General features: G+C 64.8%; 15 protein-coding genes, 1 tRNA gene and 1 pseudogene. 6 read left to right on the top strand and 11 right to left on the bottom strand.

Annotation, left to right across the window (positions count from 1 at the left end):
• Positions 1–79: 79 nt before the first annotated feature.
• From AYK61_RS00720 to AYK61_RS00700, 5 genes and pseudogenes are all read right to left on the bottom strand, one after another.
• Positions 80–489: pseudogene (locus tag AYK61_RS00720) on the bottom strand (acyl-CoA thioesterase).
• 1 nt (position 490) lies between these two features.
• The gene (gene ettA, locus AYK61_RS00715; RefSeq protein WP_032402531.1) at positions 491–2,170 is read right to left on the bottom strand and encodes an energy-dependent translational throttle protein EttA; all 1,680 of its coding nucleotides are present in this window, start codon (positions 2,168–2,170) and stop codon (positions 491–493) included.
• Between the two features lie 116 nt (positions 2,171–2,286).
• Positions 2,287–2,766: a single-stranded DNA-binding protein gene (locus AYK61_RS00710; protein WP_121869442.1), complete on the bottom strand. Its 480-nt coding sequence runs from the start codon at positions 2,764–2,766 to the stop codon at positions 2,287–2,289.
• 165 nt (positions 2,767–2,931) lie between these two features.
• On the bottom strand, positions 2,932–3,582 hold the full coding sequence (locus AYK61_RS00705) for a YigZ family protein (RefSeq protein ID WP_237669520.1): 651 nt from the start codon (positions 3,580–3,582) through the stop codon (positions 2,932–2,934).
• Positions 3,583–3,592: 10 nt separating this feature from the next.
• Positions 3,593–5,341: an ABC transporter ATP-binding protein gene (locus AYK61_RS00700; protein WP_121869440.1), complete on the bottom strand. Its 1,749-nt coding sequence runs from the start codon at positions 5,339–5,341 to the stop codon at positions 3,593–3,595.
• Positions 5,342–5,487: 146 nt separating this feature from the next.
• Between AYK61_RS00700 and AYK61_RS00695 the strand changes: the two genes are divergently transcribed.
• Positions 5,488–5,913: a MarR family winged helix-turn-helix transcriptional regulator gene (locus tag AYK61_RS00695; RefSeq protein ID WP_237669522.1), complete on the top strand. Its 426-nt coding sequence runs from the start codon at positions 5,488–5,490 to the stop codon at positions 5,911–5,913.
• 12 nt (positions 5,914–5,925) lie between these two features.
• Here AYK61_RS00695 and AYK61_RS00690 read toward each other — a convergent pair whose 3' ends face one another.
• The gene (locus AYK61_RS00690; protein ID WP_121869438.1) at positions 5,926–7,989 is read right to left on the bottom strand and encodes a cytochrome c oxidase assembly protein; all 2,064 of its coding nucleotides are present in this window, start codon (positions 7,987–7,989) and stop codon (positions 5,926–5,928) included.
• Between the two features lie 44 nt (positions 7,990–8,033).
• A complete protein-coding gene (locus tag AYK61_RS00685; RefSeq protein WP_121869437.1) occupies positions 8,034–9,191 on the bottom strand; it encodes an XdhC family protein in 1,158 nt (385 codons plus the stop codon).
• A 144-nt stretch (positions 9,192–9,335) separates the two neighbouring features.
• Here AYK61_RS00685 and AYK61_RS00680 point away from each other — a divergent pair.
• The 3 genes from AYK61_RS00680 (at position 9,336) to AYK61_RS00670 (ending at position 11,745) form a co-directional block, all read left to right on the top strand.
• Positions 9,336–9,408: transfer RNA gene (locus AYK61_RS00680), tRNA-Arg, on the top strand.
• Between the two features lie 70 nt (positions 9,409–9,478).
• The gene (locus AYK61_RS00675; protein ID WP_121869436.1) at positions 9,479–10,621 is read left to right on the top strand and encodes a N(5)-(carboxyethyl)ornithine synthase; all 1,143 of its coding nucleotides are present in this window, start codon (positions 9,479–9,481) and stop codon (positions 10,619–10,621) included.
• Positions 10,618–11,745 (top strand): class I SAM-dependent methyltransferase, encoded by a 1,128-nt coding sequence (locus tag AYK61_RS00670; RefSeq protein ID WP_121869435.1) that lies wholly within the window; start codon positions 10,618–10,620, stop codon positions 11,743–11,745. The genes AYK61_RS00675 and AYK61_RS00670 overlap by 4 nt, the downstream gene beginning before the upstream one ends.
• 70 nt (positions 11,746–11,815) lie before the next feature.
• On the opposite strand, the gene AYK61_RS00665 is transcribed toward AYK61_RS00670, so the two are convergent.
• The 3 genes from AYK61_RS00665 to AYK61_RS00655 all read right to left on the bottom strand — a co-directional run bounded on the left by AYK61_RS00665 (position 11,816) and on the right by AYK61_RS00655 (position 14,432).
• A complete protein-coding gene (locus tag AYK61_RS00665; protein ID WP_094612967.1) occupies positions 11,816–12,049 on the bottom strand; it encodes a hypothetical protein in 234 nt (77 codons plus the stop codon).
• Positions 12,050–12,072: 23 nt separating this feature from the next.
• A complete protein-coding gene (locus tag AYK61_RS00660; protein WP_121869434.1) occupies positions 12,073–13,257 on the bottom strand; it encodes an acyl-CoA desaturase in 1,185 nt (394 codons plus the stop codon).
• Positions 13,258–13,319: 62 nt separating this feature from the next.
• The gene (locus AYK61_RS00655; protein ID WP_121869433.1) at positions 13,320–14,432 is read right to left on the bottom strand and encodes a ferredoxin reductase; all 1,113 of its coding nucleotides are present in this window, start codon (positions 14,430–14,432) and stop codon (positions 13,320–13,322) included.
• A gap of 171 nt (positions 14,433–14,603) precedes the next feature.
• Between AYK61_RS00655 and AYK61_RS00650 the strand changes: the two genes are divergently transcribed.
• Positions 14,604–15,254, top strand: coding sequence for a TetR family transcriptional regulator (locus AYK61_RS00650; RefSeq protein WP_259467884.1), 651 nt, complete (start codon positions 14,604–14,606; stop codon positions 15,252–15,254).
• A gap of 35 nt (positions 15,255–15,289) precedes the next feature.
• Complete coding sequence (locus AYK61_RS00645; protein ID WP_121872306.1) at positions 15,290–16,108, top strand: alpha/beta fold hydrolase; 819 nt, start codon at positions 15,290–15,292, stop codon at positions 16,106–16,108.
• Here the strand turns inward: AYK61_RS00645 and AYK61_RS00640 are convergent.
• Entirely contained in the window at positions 16,105–17,427 is a 1,323-nt protein-coding gene (locus AYK61_RS00640; RefSeq protein WP_121869432.1) for an MFS transporter, read from the bottom strand. The two genes, AYK61_RS00645 and AYK61_RS00640, sit on opposite strands and share 4 nt — an antisense overlap.
• Positions 17,428–17,485 lie beyond the last annotated feature (58 nt).

Below are 17,485 nucleotides of genomic sequence, written 5' to 3'. Positions count from 1 at the left end.
ACTACTCGACCTTAGTGTCGAACACCCCGTTACCGCAGTGACCTCGCGGACCCAGCGCGTGGCGATCTACTCGGCGGCTCTATCCGACGTGCAGGTACTCGGTGAGCAGACCGCGCTCGTGCTCGTCCAGAGGACGCGACGACGAGGTATCGAGATCGAAGGCGACCATCAACGCCTCGGCATCCGCGCAGACTTTTCCGTCGCGGTCGGTCACCACGTGCCGGACGCCGTACGAGGTGGTCCCGACACGGGTGATCCACAGCTCGATCGTCAGCGGACCCGAGTCGTCGAGAATCGGATGCAGAAAATCGGTGGTCAACTTGCGCACCACCGCTGCGCCACGCACGCCCGGCCCCCGAAGACCGCGTTCAGGAACTGAACGCGGCCCTCCTGGAGGTATTCGACGAAGCGGGTGTTGTTGACGTGGCCGAGACGGTCGGAATCACCCCACCGCACCTGAAGTGTGCAGGTGAAGGTTTTTGCCGGCATGTCAGTCCCTGGTCAGCTTTCGGTGGGTGACGCGATGCGGACGGGCCGCGTCGGGTCCGAGGCGTTCGACCTTGTTGGCCTCGTAGCCCTCGAAGTTGCCCTCGTACCAGTACCAGGCGGCCTCGTTGTCCCCGAAGCCACCTTCCCACGCCAGGATGTGCGTGCATGTGCGGTCCAGGAACCACCGGTCGTGCGAGATGACCACGGCACAACCGGGGAATTCCTCGAGCGCGTTCTCGAGAGATCCGAGCGTTTCGACGTCGAGGTCGTTGGTCGGTTCGTCGAGCAGGATCAGGTTGCCGCCCTGCTTGAGTGTCATCGCCAAGTTGAGACGGTTCCGCTCACCACCGGAGAGCACTCCGGCAGGCTTCTGCTGATCGTGGCCCTTGAACCCGAACGAGCTGATGTACGCCCGGGACGGGAACTCGGAGCTGCCGACGGTGATGAAGTCGAGGCCGTCGGACACCGTTTCCCACACCGTCTTCTTCGAGTCGATGCCCGAACGGTTCTGGTCGACGTAGCTGAGCTTGACGGTCTGCCCGATCTTGACCTCGCCGCCGTCCGGCTCCTCGAGGCCGACGATGGTCTTGAACAGCGTCGTCTTACCGACGCCGTTGGGGCCGATGACGCCGACGATGCCGTTGCGGGGCAACGTGAACGAGAGATCCTTGATCAGCACGCGGCCGTCGAAGCCCTTGTCCAGGCTCTTGACCTCCACCACGACGTCGCCGAGGCGCGGCGGGTTGGGGATCTGGATCTCGTCGAAGTCGAGCTTCCTGGTCTTCTCGGCCTCGGCCACCATCTCGTCGTAGCGAGCCAGACGAGACTTGCTCTTGGCCTGACGCGCCTTGGCGCCGGAACGAACCCAGGCGAGTTCGTCCTTGAGGCGCTTCTGCAGCTTCTGGTCCTTCTTGCCGGAGACCTCGAGACGCTCGGCCTTCTTCTCCAGGTACGTCGAGTAGTTGCCCTCGTACGGGTACAGGTGTCCGCGGTCGACCTCGGCAATCCACTGCGCGACGTGGTCGAGGAAGTACCGATCGTGAGTGACGGCGAGAATAGCGCCTGCGTATGCGGCCAGGTGCTGCTCGAGCCACAGCACACTCTCGGCGTCGAGGTGGTTGGTCGGCTCGTCGAGCAGCAGCAGGTCCGGCTTGCTCAGCAGCAACTTGCACAGCGCCACGCGGCGCTTCTCACCACCGGAGAGGTTGGTGACCGGCGACTCGGGCGGCGGGCAGCGCAGCGCGTCCATGGCCTGTTCGAGCTGGGAGTCGATCTCCCAGGCATCGGCGTGGTCGAGCTTTTCCTGCAGCTCGCCCATCTCTTCCATCAGCTCGTCGGAGTAGTCGGTGGCCATCAGCTCGGCGATCTCGTTGTACCGCTTGAGCTGGACCATCGTCTCGCCGAGACCGTCCTCGACGTTCTCGCGAACGGTCTTGGTGTCGTCGAGGACCGGTTCCTGCATGAGGATGCCGACCGAGGCACCGGGAGCGAGGAACGCCTCACCGTTTCCGGGCTGATCGATTCCCGCCATGATCTTGAGGATGCTGGACTTACCGGCGCCGTTGGGGCCGACGACGCCGATCTTCGCTCCCGGATAGAAGCTCATCGTCACGTCGTCGAGGATGACTTTGTCGCCGTGCGCCTTGCGCACCTTCTTCATGGTGTAAATGAATTCAGCCATGATGCCCAGCTTATCGGTGCGGGCGGGTCTCCGGCACCACCGCCCGAGCGCGCAGCCGCCGTCCACACTCGATCGCAGGTTCCGATGCAGCGCGGACGGCGGATGCCGGGAGTCCGTCAGGCCGGGACGGACTCGCGCACGTCCTCGTCGATGCGGTCGTGATCGCGATCCTGATCCCCGTCCACAGGTTCGGTCGCTCCCGGATCGCCATCCGTCGCAGCGTCGGACGCCACCGCCTTCGTCCGATGGATCGAGACGTTGCAGCGCGCGAGATCCGGTCCGACGGCACTGGCCCGCATCTCGAGATCGGCGCGTTCGACTCCGTCACGGTTGGTGTATTCGTTGGTGCGTAGCTGTCCGTAGGCGATGATCGGGTCGCCCTTCATCAGCGATGCCCCGACGCCGCGAACCAGGCGACGCCAGCAGGTGACCGTCAGGTAGAGGGTTCCGCCGTCGGTCCATTCGCCGGTGTTGCGGTCCTGCCGTCGGGCGTTGCTGGCCATCCGGAAGCTGAGGACCTCGTCGCCGGTGGGTGTGGAGCGCTTGACGGGATTGGTGATGACCGTCCCGAGAACTGCGCACTGTGCTTCGTACATGATGTCTTCCCCTCGATCGATGTCGCGTGATTGCGATCGAGATCGACACTGCTACGCGGAGAACGTCCGTGGTGAACGAGTTGGCGAAATGTGGACAACCGCCCGGCCTGTGGATGAACGGCCCGAATCGGGGCCCGTGCGACCCGAGGATGTCGGGGAGGTGTGCTAGCCGGGAATTTCGGCGTACATGTGGCCGTCGAGCACGGGGACCACGCGACCCGCCGTGAGCGAAGCGATAAGCGCCGCAGTCGAATCGGCGTCCGGAACCGCGACGGTCAGTACCGCGGACGCGCCGTACGAGGTGCCGAGCACCAGAACTCCGTGCCCGCGTAGTTCCGATTCCACGCGACCGACCTCGGCGTGGTCGAATTCGAGAGTCATGATCTCGCGTCGCTCCCGGGTCAGGAACATCGCTTGGGACAACGCCTCGGTCACCGCCCCGCCGTAGGCGCGGGCCAGTCCTCCGGTGCCCAGCTTGGTTCCGCCGAAGTATCTGCTGACGACCGCGACGACGTTGGTCAGGTGGTGCCCGCGCAGCACCTCGAGCATGGGCGTGCCTGCCGTCCCGCTCGGTTCACCGTCGTCGTTGGATCGCTCGATGCTCTGCATCGGGTCGGCGAGCGGATCGCCTGCCGAGGAATCCACGATGAACGCCGAACAATGATGTCCCGCAGCAGGATCGGCCTTGCGAGCTGCGGCGATCACGGCCCGTGCCTCCGCTTCGGTGGACGCGCGATCGACGACGGCGACGAACCTTGACTTCTTGACCTCGGTCTCGCACTCGACGCGGCTCGCGATGGTACGAAGTAGGGTCACGCGATCACTCTCATGCGGCCACACTGTCCACCACATCGTCTGCGGCTCGGACCAATTGGGCGTACATGCCGTCGTTCTTCAGCAGGGACTCGTGGGTTCCGACCTCTCGAACGACGCCGTGGTCGAGTACTGCGATGCGGTCGGCGGAGCGCACCGTGGACAGTCGATGCGCGATGAGGATGGTCGTTCGCCCTTCCATCAGTCCGTCGAGCGCGGTTTGCACTGCGCGTTCGGTGCGATTGTCGAGTGCACTCGTCGCTTCGTCGAGCACCAGGATCGGCGGGTTGCGCAGCACGGTCCGCGCAATGGCGATGCGCTGCTTCTCCCCTCCAGAGAAGCGATACCCGCGTTCGCCGACCATGGTGTCGTAGCCGTCGTCGAGGCCGTCGATGAAGTCGTGGATCTGCGCCGTTCGGGTGGCCACGAAAATTTCCTCGTCGGTGGCGTCGGGTTTGGCGAATCGCAGGTTCTCCCGGATGGTGGCATGGAAGAGGTACGTCTCCTGGGAGACGACGCCGACCAGGTCGGCGATGGTGTCCGACGCAAGCTCCCGCAGGTCGATTCCGTCGATGGTCACCGATCCGGCCGTCGGATCGTGAAGCCGCGCAACGAGATAGCCCAGCGTCGTCTTGCCGGAGCCGGTTGCGCCGACGAGAGCGAGTGTGCTGCCTGCCGGGACCTCGAGGTCGATGCCGCACAGCGTCGGGACCGTTGCTGCGGTGTAGGTGAAATCCACGGCGCGGAACGCAACGTCTCCGCGGACGTCCTCTCGGGGCAGCGTCACCGGGTGGGTGGGCTCGGCCACGTCGATCGGCAGATCGAGGTACTCGAACACGCGACCGAACAGGGCGAGCGAGGCCTGCACCTCGACGCCGGTGTTGAGCAATTGCATGGTGGGCCGGAACAATTGGGTCTGCAGAGCGGTGAACGCGACAAGGGTTCCGATCGTCAGTGCGCTCCCCTGCCCGATGGTGATGCCGGCGAACCAGTACACCAGGGCAGGCATGACGGCGAAGCTGATCTGAATCGTGGCCATGCGCCACTTCCCGGCCATCATCGCCGCGAGTTCGACGCCCGCGACCTCGTGGGATCGGTCGGCGAACTTGTCGGTCAGTGCCTGGGCGGAACCGGTGGTCTTGCCCAGCAGAATGCCGCTGACCGAGAGTGATTCCTCGATCTGCACCGACAGCTCGCTGAGCAACTTCTGTCGTTTCGTGGAGATCTTGCGCCGCTCGTCGCCGATCCGGCGCGCGACGCGGACGAAGACCGGCAGGATGATCAACGAGAAGGTGGCGAGCTTCCAGTCGAGCAGGAAGAGTGCGACCACCGTCGCAGCAACGGTCGTCGCGTTCTGCGCGATGGACGTTGCGGTGTTGGTGACCACCGATTGCATGCCGCCGATGTCGTTGGCGATGCGTGATTGAACCTCGCCGGTGCGGGTGCGCGCGAAGAATCCGAGGGATTGGCGTTGCAGGTGCGAGTAGACCTGGACGCGTAGATCGTGCATGAGTCGTTGACCGACGCCGTTGGACATCCAGGTCTGTACGACGCCGAGAGTGTTGGTGGCGACTGCAACTGCGATCATGCCGAGTGCGATGAGGCTGACGAGTGTGACGTCGCGGTCGGGTATCGCGTGATCGAGGAGTTCGCGAAGGAGCAAGGGGGACGCGAGCGCGATGATCGCGCTGACGACGATGATCGCGCTGACGACTGCAATCTTGCGTCGGTAGGGCGTGAACAGAGCCAGGACTCGGCGCACGGGTGCTGGGTCGGACGCGAGGAGAGAACGTTCGGGTCGGCTTTCCAAGTAGACCTCCGGAGGAGTTGAAGTGTGGGGTAGCTGAAGCAATATGCAGAGGCTACCTCACTATGAGGTAACGGGCAACCGTCGCTATGATCCCTTGCATGGAAACCGGACACTCGCCCAACCTGAGCGAGCAGTTCATGGCCGTCGCGCGGCAGATCCGGCGCAGCCACATGACTGCATTGGAACCGTTCGGCCTCAATCCTTCGCAGAGCCGAGCCCTGCACGTGTTGGCCCGCGAGCCCGAGTCCGTGCGACTACGCGACCTGGCCGAGCACCTGCGAATCGTGGCTCGATCGGCCACCGACATCGTCGACTCGCTCGAGGCGGCGCACCTGGTGACGCGGCAACAGGATCCGAGCGATCGGCGAGCGGTCCTGGTGGAGCTGACCGACACCGGCCGAGCGCTACTGGACAGAATCGACGACGCGCGCCGTCAGGTGTCCTCGGAAATGTTCGACGGCCTCGAGCCGGCGGAACGCGTCGAGCTGAACCGACTGTTGAACAAGATCGCCGCGACCGACTGACCCGGAGGCCGACTACTGCTCGCCGGTCCGATCGCGTCGAGCGAGCTCGGCGAACATCGCATTGTGCGCGGCCAGATCGGCATCGTGATCGCGCTCGGCGGCCCGGTCACCACGCCTGGCGTCCCGATCGTCGCTCCGGGACCATTGGATCAGCAGCGCCAGCATGACGAGCACCAGCGGAACCTCGCCGGTGGCCCAGGCGATACCGCCGCCGAGCTTCTGATCCCCGAGCAGGTCGGAGTTCCAGTCCAGCCCGAGCGTCCGGTAGAACCACGCACCCATCACGGTGTTCATGCTCATCAGCGCCACCCCGAAGAAGGCATGGAACGGCAGCGAACCGAATACGACGGCGAGTTTGGTGACCGGAGCGATCTTGCGCGGAGACGGATCGACGCCGATGACGGTCCAGTAGAACAGGTAGCCGCTGAGCACGAAGTGCAGGTTCATCAGCAGGTGTGCGCCGTGACTGTCCAGTACCGCTCCGAAGATGCCGCCGAGATACAGCACGTAGAAGCCGCCGACGAAGATCAGCGAGGCGACGAGCGGATGGGTCAGGAACTGCGAGATTCGGCTGTGCAGTCCGATCAACAGCCATTCGCGCATTCCGGGCACGCCGTCCTTCCCCGCCGCGGGCAGCACCCGCAATGCCAGCGTCAGCGCACCACCGAGCGCGAGGAGGACGGGAGCGAGCATCGAGAGCATCATGTGCCCGGTCATGTGCACGCTGAACACGGCCGTGGAGTAGCGACCGATTCCCGAGGACGTGCTGATCAGAAGCGTCAGGCAGCCCAGGACCCAGGCGACGGTGCGGCCCACCGGCCACGCGTCGCCGCGCAGCCGCAGGCGGCGAACGCCGATCAGATACACCACGGCCATGACGATCGCAGCGGTACCGAAGATCAGATCGAAGCGCCAGTCCAGAGCCATTCGCGCGAACGTCGGCGGGCCGCTCAGGTTGTAACCGAGGGCCGCCTCCGTGGTCGTGAGGTTGGGGTCGATCTCGGCGGGAGGTGGTGTACGGCCGAGCCCGACGGCCAGGCCGATGGTCGCCGCGAGGACCAGTACCTCGGCACCGGCGAAGCGGAGCAGCGGCCCGCGGGCCGAGGGATCGGCGACCAAGGCCGGTAATGCGCGGCGACGCTGAATCCAGCCGAAGCCGCCCAGCACGATCAGGGCGACGATTTTCCCCACGATCAGCAGTCCGTAGGTGGTGGTGAACAGGTCGGCGATCGAGACGCGGACCAGGGCGTTGATGACGCCGCTGATGCCCATCACCACGAAACAGACTCCGGCGATGGTGGAGAATCGGCGAGCCGCGACGTCGGCATGTGCGCCGCGCCTGCGAACGTGTGCCAGCAGGGCGAACAGACCGCCCGCCCACAGCGACGCGGCCCCGAGGTGCAGGATCAAGCTGTTGGTGGCGATGTCGTGCGATCCGCCCGCCGAGGAGTGCCCGCTCAGCGCGATGGGCAGCAGCGTCGCCAGGGAGAACCCGAGCAGCGCGGGCGTCCAGGCCCATCGCAACACCGTGCGCGACGCGATAGCGAGCACAACGGCCATGATGGCCGTCCAACGCCAGGCGCTGGCGATCTCCACCTGGTCGAGTGCGATCCAGAGATTCGCGGGCTTGATGGCTTCGGCGAACGGCTGCCCCGAGGTGTCGGACAGTGTCAGCGGCACGAGGAGCAGCGCGCAGACGGCCCAGACGATCGAGGCGACCGAACCGGTGCGCACGGCGCGGTAGCCGTCGACGTCGAGCACGCCGTTCTTCTGCGGCGGCACGAGGAACGCGGCCAGCAGGAACGATCCGATGGCGATGACGGCGGCGATCTCGCCGATCGCCCGCAGGGCAGGCAGACCGTAAGTCGTGGCCGGGCCCGGGTCCGGGATTCCGAGCAACACCAAGGCATCGGAGGCGGAGAGCATCACGATGAGCGCGGCAACCACACCGGCGATCACGCCGGCAGTGACGAACACCGTCGTGGTGGCCGAACGCGGATCCCCATCCGCCCGGACATCGTCCGCCTGGAGTTCAGCGGTCGAGGGTTCGGTCTTCTCGAGATCCGGTGTTGCCATACCACCAGAGTAAGAGGTGATCGGCGGTAGTCGAAACGCGAGTCCTACACAGCGTCGTACTTGGCCGTACTCACGGCTTCGGTCGCGTCGTGATGGATGCGACCGTGTCGGGCGCGCAGCGGTTCACCGGTACCGCCCCAACGGTGGGCGATGATCTCCGCTGCGATCGATACCGCTGTCTCCTGGGGCGTCCGCGCTCCGAGGTCGAGCCCGATCGGACTCGCCAGCCGAGTGAGTTCGCTCTCCGTCAGCCCCGCCGCTCGCAGTCGAGCTATGCGGTCGTCGTGGGTGCGGCGTGATCCCATCGCCCCGATGAACGCCAGGGCTGGAATGCGCAACGCCACCTCGAGCAGTGGCACGTCGAATTTCGGGTCGTGCGTCAGTACACAGACGACGGTGCGTTCGTCCACCTCACCCGCCGCGAACTGCTCGGACAGGTAATCGTGCGGCCACGCGACCACGACCTGTTCGGCGGCGGGAAACCGCTGTGGGGTCGCGAACACCGCCCGTGCGTCGCAGACGGTGACGCGGTAGCCGAGAAAGGCACCCTGCTGCGCGACCGCGGCAGCGAAATCGATGGCTCCGAACACGAGCATTCGCGGCGGCGGAGCGTGGCTCGAGACGAACACGTCCATCCCCTCGCCCCGACGCTGCCCGTCCGGTCCGTAGGTCAGGACGGCCGAACGACCTGATGCGAGAAGCCCTTTCGCGTCGTCGGCGACGGCATCGTCGGTACGCGCGCTGCCGAGCGAGCCCCTGGTGCCCGATTCTCCGACGAGAATTCTTCGGCCGAGTCGTTCCGGATCGGCGTGCGCGACCACCGTCGCCACCGCCACGGGCACGTTGCCGCGAACGTCCGCGACGAGAGCATCCAATTCGGGAAACGTGCGCCGAGAGATCCCCTGCACGAATACGTCCAGGGTTCCGCCGCAGGTGAGCCCGACGGCAAAGGCGTCGTCGTCGGATATCCCGTATCGAGTGAGTACCGGAGCACCGGACACCATCACGTCCTGCGCGAGTTCGTAGACCGCACCCTCCACACAGCCGCCCGAGACCGAGCCGGACACGGCACCGTCCGAACCGACGACCATCGACGCGCCGACGGGACGCGGCGCGGAGTCGAACGTGCGGATCACCGTGGCGACTGCAGCCACGTCGCCGGACTGCCAGATGTGCAGTACGTCGTCCAGGATGTCGTGCATCGAACCTCCTTCGGCATCGGTCGGAACGATTCCGAGGACGCCGGCTCCCCTCAGGATGCCAGCTCAACCCGTGCCTGCTTCGACGGCACGAGCGGAAAGGTACACTCGTCAACCGTGCTCGAGCGGGTCCGCCCGCACGCGCCAGCCTCCGTAGCTCAGGGGATAGAGCAAGGGCCTTCTAATCCCTTGGTCGCAGGTTCGAATCCTGCCGGGGGCACCCTCTGACCAGCACAAACGCAAGACGCTTCGGCCCGCTGTGGTTGACTTCGGGTAACGAAGGGTCATACGTGCATCAGCTCACTCTCGGAGTCCTCTCACGTTCACGCAAGCCGAACGAGCGGCGACTTCCGATTCATCCACTTCATCTCGATCGCATCGACGCCGACATCCGAGCCCGCATGTTTCTCGAATCCGGCTACGGCGAGCCGTTCGGACTGTCCGACGAGCACTTGGCCGCACAGGTGGCGGGCATTCGCACGCGTGCCGAACTCATCGCTCGGTGCGATGTGATTCTGCTGCCGAAACCGCAGGCCGAGGATCTCGCTGCGCTACGCCCCGGACAAACGCTGTGGGGTTGGCCGCACTGCGTCCAGGATCGGGCACTCACCCAGATCGCCGTCGAACGCAAGCTGACACTGATCGCGTTCGAGGCCATGAATCACTGGACGCCCGACGGCTGGTTCAATCTCCATGTGTTCCACAAGAACAACGAACTGGCCGGCTACTGCTCGGTGCTGCACGCCCTGCAATTGATCGGATCCACCGGCGACTACGGCCGAAGGTTGCGTGCCGCGGTCATCGGCTTCGGGGCCACGGCCCGCGGCGCGGTCACTGCACTGAACGCGCACGGCATCCACGACGTCGATGTCTTGACGCAACGCGGTGTCACGGCCGTGAGTTCGCCCATTCACTCGGCCAACATCGTGAATTTCGATCTCGACGACGCTGATCCCAGGCAGAGCCGAGCTCTCACGCCCGAGGGACGGGTGCCACTCTCCCAGTTCCTCGCCGACCACGACGTGATCGTCAATTGTGTTCTGCAGGACACCAATGCGCCGCTGACATTCCTGATGAACGACGATCTGCCGACTCTCGCACCGGGCACACTCGTGGTCGACGTCTCCTGCGACGAGGGAATGGGATTCGAGTGGGCCAGGCCCACCTCGTTCACCGATCCCATGTTCACCGTCGGCGACAACATCAAGTACTACGCCGTCGACCACAGCCCGTCCTATCTGTGGAACTCGGCCACCTGGGAGATCAGCGAATCATTGCTGCCGTATCTGCGAACCGTCCTCGACGGCCCCTCGGCCTGGAGCAGTGACGCCACCATCGAGCGATCGATCGAGATCAGGAACGGCGTCATCGTGAACCCCAATATCCTTGCGTTCCAACACCGCAGTGCGGAGTACCCGCACACAGCAGCATGACCGAGAACGCAGCATCGTCCATCACGTGGACCGAGGACGGTAGCGACCGGACGTCGCGCTGGCAGTCCGAGAACGGCGCTCCCCCGCCCCGTGTGGTGCGGATCGTGAACGATTCGACGACCGCCGACGTGGCGTACAAGATGGCCACGATCGGTGAGGCTCTGTTGTGGCGCGGCGATTACAACAACGCTCGGCAGCTGTTGTCGGCGATGACCCGGCGAGTACCGGCCGCCAAACACCTGCCGAATGCGTCGGGTGCGGAGCGGTTCCATCTGCACCGCCAGTACCAAGCCAGACGTGCGCGAGTGCTGGGAATGCTTCTGGTGGAACTCGATTCGGATGTCCGTCTCGATCTCGGCCGGGCACCGGACGTGCAGGCGGCCGTGACGGAAGCTCTCGGCCCGGACGCTGCGCCGTGTGTGCTCTCGTTGCGCGAACTCCTCGGCATGGTCGGTGCACACGAGTGGCACCGCAAGGGCGTCTTCGTTCCGGCGCTCGACGCCTCGATCCACCCACACTACGGAGTCTTCTCTCCTGTCCGCGGCGAGTACGTTCAGCTCGTCGCCGACGCCCCGCTGCCGGACACGGACCGAGCGTTCGACATCGGTACCGGCTCGGGCGTTCTGGCTGCGGTACTCGCCCGCCGCGGCGTGACCGCGGTGGTCGCGACCGACAAGGATCCGCGGTCGGTCGCGTGCGCACGAGCCAACATCGATGCTCTCGGGTACGCCGATCGGGTCGAGGTGGTGCAGGCCGACATCTTCCCGTCCGGGCGCGCGGGACTGATCGTGTGCAATCCACCCTGGATTCCTACGAAGCCGACATCGGGCATCGAACATGCGGTGTACGACCCCGGCTCGCGCATGCTCAAATCCTTCCTGAGCCGACTCCGCGGGCATCTGACACCTCACGGTGAGGCATGGTTGGTGGTCTCCGACCTCGCCGAGCTGCTCGAATTAGTTACTCGCGCAGACCTTCTCACCGCCATCGACGCTGCTGGCCTGGCCGTCGTCGGCCGCACCGACACCACCCCGACGCATTCTCGCGTCACCGACAGCTCCGATGTGCTGCACGAGGCACGCTCGCGCGAAACCACGTCGTTGTGGCGGCTGCGCGCACGCTGACCGCGGGTACACGAGAGCGCCGCCCGAGCAATGCTCGGGCGGCGCTCTCGTCTATCTGTCTGGTACTGCTCTACCGTTCGCGGGTCTCGAACTCGCCGTTGATCACGGTGCCCAGCGGTGCGTCACGCTCCGCCTTCTTCGCCGCCTCACGCATTTCGATTCCATCGGTGATCAGGTCACCGATCTCACGAGTGACGTCGCGGACGGCTCCGGCGATGATCACCACGATCCGGCCGACGTGCTCCGCGGCCGATTCGGTGAATTCCTGCACGGTGTCCTTGTTGCGCTCGAACTTTCCTACCAACAGGACCGCCCCCTTCGAAGTCGTCACGCTGCGCTGGTCTTCTCACGCTCGACGATAACACCGGCCGGAGCCGCCGATCCCGTGAGCGAGTTGGGCAGCGCGAGCTTGAAGATCTTGCCCCACACGGTACCGATCTGATGGAAGAAGCCGCCGGTGTTGTACGGCAGGTCGTACTTCTCGCACAGAGCCTTGACCTCGGGCGCGATCTGCGGGTACCGATGCGCAGGCAGATCGGGGAACAGGTGGTGCTCGATCTGGTGCGAGAGGTTGCCCGACATGATGTGGAACAGCGGGGTGCCCTCGATGTTGGCCGATCCCAGCATCTGACGCACGTACCACTCGCCGCGGGTCTCTTCGGCAGTCTCTTCCTGGCTGAACGTCTGGACTCCGGTCGGGAAGTGGCCACAGAAGATGATCGAGTAGGTCCACACGTTGCGGATGAGGTTCGCGGCGACGTTGCCGACCACGGTCGAGACGAAGAACGGGCCGGTCAGCGCGGGGAAGATCACGTAATCCTTGAGCGCCTGCTTGCCCGCCTTGCGCCACATGCCCTGCAGCAGCGGCTTGACGTCGTGCCACTTGCGCTTACCCGCAACGATGTTCTCGGTCTCGAGGTCGTGCAGCATCACGCCCCACTCGAAGAACGTCATCAGCAGGAACGCGTAGACCGGGTTACCGAGGTAGTACGGGTTCCACTTCTGATCCTGGTCCATACGCAGGACGCCGTAACCGATGTCGCGGTCCATGCCGACGATGTTGGTGAACGTGTGGTGCATGTAGTTGTGCGAGTGCTTCCACTGATCTGCCGGGCAGACGGTGTCCCACTCGAACACCTCGGAGTTGAGGCCGGGCTCGCGCATCCAGTCGTACTGACCGTGCATGACGTTGTGGCCGATTTCCATGTTGTCGAGAATCTTCGCCACCCCGAGGGCACCGACACCGGCCAGCCATGCAGGCGGGAGGAAGGGCAGGTACATCAATGCGCGTCCGGTGATCTCGAGGCCGCGCTGCGCCTTGATGATCTTGTAGATGTATTCGCGGTCCTCGTCGCCGAGCTTGGCGACGGTACGGGCCCGCAGGTCGTCGAGTTCGCGGCCGAGTTCCTGGACCTGTTCGTAGGTCAGCACGGTCGGCTCGTCCGGCAGGGTCTCGTTGCGGCGGAATGGCAGAACGGTGGTGGGCAGGATCGAGAGAATCGTTCCGAGCATCTGATGATCTCCAATTCGATCGGGTCGAGATGGGTCTGGGGTCGTCTGTGTTCGGGGTGGATCTAGATGTCGATGTCGACGTCGCCCACGGCAACGGACACGCACAGCTGGATCTTCTTGTCGGATTCGGTGTCGGTCTCACCGGTCTTGATGTTCTTGGTGCAGCCGGACTTCTTCACCGAGGTGCAGGTGAAGCAGATACCCATCCGGCAGCCGTTGGCCGGTGAGAGTCCTGCAACTTCGGCCTGCTCGAGCAGCGTCTCGCCGTCGTTCTCCGAGGAGACATCGCTGCCGGAGAACGTGGTGGTTCCGGTGACGTCGTCGCTGACGGTGGCGAACGAGGGCGTGAATTCCTCGAGGTGCAGCCGCTCGCTCAGGCCTGCGTCCTCGAAGAACGAGGTCACACCCTTCATCAGTCCGGGAGGTCCACACAGGAAGGTGTCGGCCTCGGCGAACCACGGGGCCACTGCGTCGAGATGTTCCTGGCCGAAGAACCCGTACAGGTCCCCGCCCGTCTTCTGCTCGGTGAACGCGAAGACGATGTTGACGTTCTCGTACTCGGCAGCGATCTTCTCGAGGTCCTTCTTGTACGCGACGTCGTTCTCGGTGAACGCGTAGTGCAGGAAGGTCAGGTCGCTGCTGTACCCCTCGTCCAGCAGCGACCTGAGCATGGACAGCACCGGCGTGATGCCGCTGCCGCCGCTGATCAGCAACGTCTTTGCCGGGCGTGGTCGAGGAAGCTCGAACGTGCCGTCCGCCTGCGACAGGCTGACCACCAGGCCGACGTACGCGTTCTTGTGCAGGTACTGCGAGACCAGGCCCTCGGGATGCGCCTTGATCGTCAGTTCGATCCGGCCGTCCTTGCGGTACTGCGAACAGGCGGGCGAGTAGCAGCGGGTGTGGCGAACCCCGTCGATGACGACGCCGACCTGAACGAATTGGCCGGCCTCGAATCCCTTCCACTGACGCGTGGGACGGATGGTGAGAGTCAACGAGTCTTCGGTGGACCGGTGTATCTCGGTCACTTCGCCGCGAAGGTCACGAACGGTCGTCATGGGGTCGACGAGTTCGAGGTACCGATCGAGCGCGTGGGGTGTGGCCATGGCCTCGAACAGGGAAAGAAGCGAGAACTTGCGCGAACCCGAGGTCCGCGACGGACGTTCTTGAAGCGTCATTCCATCCTCCTCAACCGGATCGAAACCTACGACCCATTCAGTGAACGATTGTGCACTAACATGAGTGTGGCAGAGCGACACCGGTACCTGTCAACGTTTATGTGACCGCCGTTACAGAGCAAATCGACAGTTCTGCGGGTGTCGGGGAGGAACCGGAAGGGAGATCACAGAATGCGCGCCCATAAACTGGACGTTGTGACAGAACCGGGGACCCGTGCCGAGCGCAAGGAGCGCACGCGTCAGGCATTGATCGAGGGCACCCTCGACCTGCTACGCGAGCGTTCTTTCGCCAGCGTCAGCCTGCGTGAGGTCGCCCGATCCGCCGGGATCGTCCCCACCGCGTTCTACCGACACTTCGCCTCCATGGAGGACCTCGGCGTCGCTCTCGTCGAGGACAGCATGCGCATGCTGCGACAGATGCTGCGCGACGCCCGGCGCAACCCGAGCGCCAAAACGGCAACCGAGTCCTTCGGCATCCTGGTTCGCCAGGTCCGTACCCACGAGGATCAGTTCCGTTTTCTCAGTCGCGAGCGGTACGGCGGCGTCACCGAAGTGCGCCGCGCCTTCGCCACCGAGCTACGGCTGTTCGTCAGCGAGCTGACCATCGATCTCTCTCGCATGCCCGGTCTCGAGCAGTGGGACGTCTCCGATCTGGAGATGACCGCTGATCTGCTCGTCTCGACGATGCTCACTGCGGTGGTCGGTCTGTTGGAAATCGACAGACCGGGTAGTGCGAACGAGAAGGATCTGATCGAGCGCACCCAGAAGCAGATCCGCATGATCATGCTCGGGATGAGCCGATGGGAACCACGACGGGCTTGACCGTTGAAGAACGAGACGGCCGCGAAGGGAAGTTCATGACCGAGGTGAAAGTCGGCGAGTACGTGTTCGACGTTGCAATGTCGGGACCGTCGGGCGGTGTGCCGGTTGTTGCACTGCACGGCTTTCCGCAGACCAACGCGTCGTGGACCGCGGTGACTCCCGGCTTGGTCGACGCAGGTTGTCGCGTGATCGCCCCGAATCAGCGTGGCTACTCCCCCGGTGCCCGCCCGGTCGGCGTCGAGCACTACCGCATCGAACATCTCACCGGTGACATCCTCGGGCTGCTCGACGCACTCGATCTCCCGTCGGCGCATCTGGTCGGACACGACTGGGGTGCGGTGGTCGCCTGGCACCTCGCGGCCGAACATCCGGACCGCGTCCGCACTCTCACGGCGGCTTCGGTCCCGCATTCGGCCGCGTTCAACTGGGCCATCCGCGAGGATCCGGATCAGCAGGAGCGGTCGACGTACTTCGGTCTGCTCCGAGAACCGGAGAAGGCCGAGCGAGTGCTGATCGAGAACGACGCCCAGCGGCTGCGCGCGATGTTCGGGGCGGAGAGCCTCGATGACGAATACGTTCGGCACCTCACCGTCCCCGGGGCGCTGACGGCCGCATCGAGTTGGTACGCCGCGATGACCAGGGAGTTCGCACACCTTCCTCCGGTGACCGTTCCCACCACCTACGTCTGGAGCAATGGCGACACCGCCATCGGTCGAGCGGGAGCAGAGCGCTGCGGCGAATTCGTCGACGCCCCGTACCGATTTCTCGAACTGGACGGCATCTCGCACTGGATCCCGGAGGAAGCGCCCGAGGAACTGACAGCCGAGATCCTGGCCCGTATCGACTGCGTCTAGACCCGCTCGGGAGCCCGCACCTTCAGCAGCGCCAGCAGTCCGGCAGCGAGGACGATGATCAGCCCGGCGATACCTGCGCGGTCGGCGTCGAACATCCACACGAACAGACCGAACAGAGACGGCGCGAGGAACGACGCGGCGCGTCCCGTCGTTGCGTACAGGCCGAAGAACTGACCTTCTCGTCCCGGCGGAGCCAGCCGGGCCAGGAAAGTGCGCGCGGACGACTGCGCCGGTCCGACGAACAGGCACAGGATCAGCCCGAAGATCCAGAACATAGTCGGTCCCGAGACGAACAGCAGAACGGTCCCGGCGGCGATCATGCAGGTGAGGGAGAAGACGATGACCTTCTTCGGACCGATTCTGTCGTCGAACCGTCCGGCGACGATGGCTCCGAGACCGGCGATGACATTGGCAGCGACGCCGAACAGCAGAACGTCGCCCGCATCGATGCCGTAGACGCTGACGGCGAGTACGGCTCCGAAGGTGAAGACGCCCGCCAGTCCGTCCCGGAACAATGCACTGGCGATCAAGTAGTAGACGGCGCGGCGGTCTGCGCTCCACAGCTCACGGACATCGCGAAACAGAACTCGGTACGAGGCTGCGAAGCCGGCTTCGGCGGCCTTCGGATCGGCGACGGCTCGCGGCACTTCGGGAACGGCGAACATCACCGGGATGGCCGAGACGGCGAACCACACGGCAGCCAACAGAGCGACGAGCCGGATGTTCAGTCCGCCGTCGGTACTCAGACCGAGGGCCCCGCGGGTGTCGCCGTCGCCGGCGATGAATCCGACGTAGCACAGGAGCAGCAGTACGATTCCGCCGAAATAGCCCATGGACCAACCGAACCCGGATACTCGGCCGATGTTCGCCGGAGTGGAGACCTGCCGCAGCATCGAGTTGTACGGGATGCTCGCCAGCTCGAACATGATGGATCCGAGACCGAGCAGCAGCAGGCCCAGCCACAGATAGTGGTAGTCGTCCCGAACGAAGAACAGGCCGGCCATGGCGACGACCGTCAGCGCGGTCAACACTCCGAGCAACCACTTGCGTTTGCCGCGCGCGTCGAAATACTGCCCGCACACCGGTGCGAGGAGCGCGATGACGACGCTGGACAACGCAATCGTCCAGCTGAACCAGGTGGTGGCCGAAATCGAACCGGGCAGGTCGTCGCCGACGGCGTCGGTGAGATACACCGAGAACACGAACGTGAGAACAACGGCGTTGAACGCCGCCGAGCCCCAGTCCCAGAACCCCCAGGCGGTGACCTGCTTACGCGTTGTGGCGACTCCGACGACAGCGGCCTCCGGCTGAGTTCCCATGGTTGCCAACACTAGACCGCCACGGCCGCGGGTTGAGGTGCACCTAGTTGCATAAGCA

The sequence above is a fragment of the Rhodococcus sp. SBT000017 genome (assembly GCF_003688915.1).
Classification (GTDB): domain Bacteria; phylum Actinomycetota; class Actinomycetes; order Mycobacteriales; family Mycobacteriaceae; genus Rhodococcoides.
The sequence above is the reverse complement of the archived record's forward strand: the minus strand, read 5'-3'. Positions and strand labels throughout refer to the sequence as shown.

What these genes read in the sequence shown, in the direction of transcription:
- ettA (WP_032402531.1), bottom strand. Translation starts at nt 2,170, where the DNA reads ATGGCTGAATTCATTTACACCATGAAGAAGGTGCGCAAGGCGCACGGC.
- AYK61_RS00710 (WP_121869442.1), bottom strand. Translation starts at nt 2,766, where the DNA reads ATGTACGAAGCACAGTGCGCAGTTCTCGGGACGGTCATCACCAATCCC.
- AYK61_RS00695 (WP_237669522.1), top strand. Translation starts at nt 5,488, where the DNA reads ATGGAAACCGGACACTCGCCCAACCTGAGCGAGCAGTTCATGGCCGTC.
- AYK61_RS00690 (WP_121869438.1), bottom strand. Translation starts at nt 7,989, where the DNA reads ATGGCAACACCGGATCTCGAGAAGACCGAACCCTCGACCGCTGAACTC.
- AYK61_RS00685 (WP_121869437.1), bottom strand. Translation starts at nt 9,191, where the DNA reads ATGCACGACATCCTGGACGACGTACTGCACATCTGGCAGTCCGGCGAC.
- AYK61_RS00670 (WP_121869435.1), top strand. Translation starts at nt 10,618, where the DNA reads ATGACCGAGAACGCAGCATCGTCCATCACGTGGACCGAGGACGGTAGC.
- AYK61_RS00660 (WP_121869434.1), bottom strand. Translation starts at nt 13,257, where the DNA reads ATGCTCGGAACGATTCTCTCGATCCTGCCCACCACCGTTCTGCCATTC.
- AYK61_RS00655 (WP_121869433.1), bottom strand. Translation starts at nt 14,432, where the DNA reads ATGACGCTTCAAGAACGTCCGTCGCGGACCTCGGGTTCGCGCAAGTTC.
- AYK61_RS00650 (WP_259467884.1), top strand. Translation starts at nt 14,604, where the DNA reads ATGCGCGCCCATAAACTGGACGTTGTGACAGAACCGGGGACCCGTGCC.
- AYK61_RS00645 (WP_121872306.1), top strand. Translation starts at nt 15,290, where the DNA reads ATGACCGAGGTGAAAGTCGGCGAGTACGTGTTCGACGTTGCAATGTCG.
- AYK61_RS00640 (WP_121869432.1), bottom strand. Translation starts at nt 17,427, where the DNA reads ATGGGAACTCAGCCGGAGGCCGCTGTCGTCGGAGTCGCCACAACGCGT.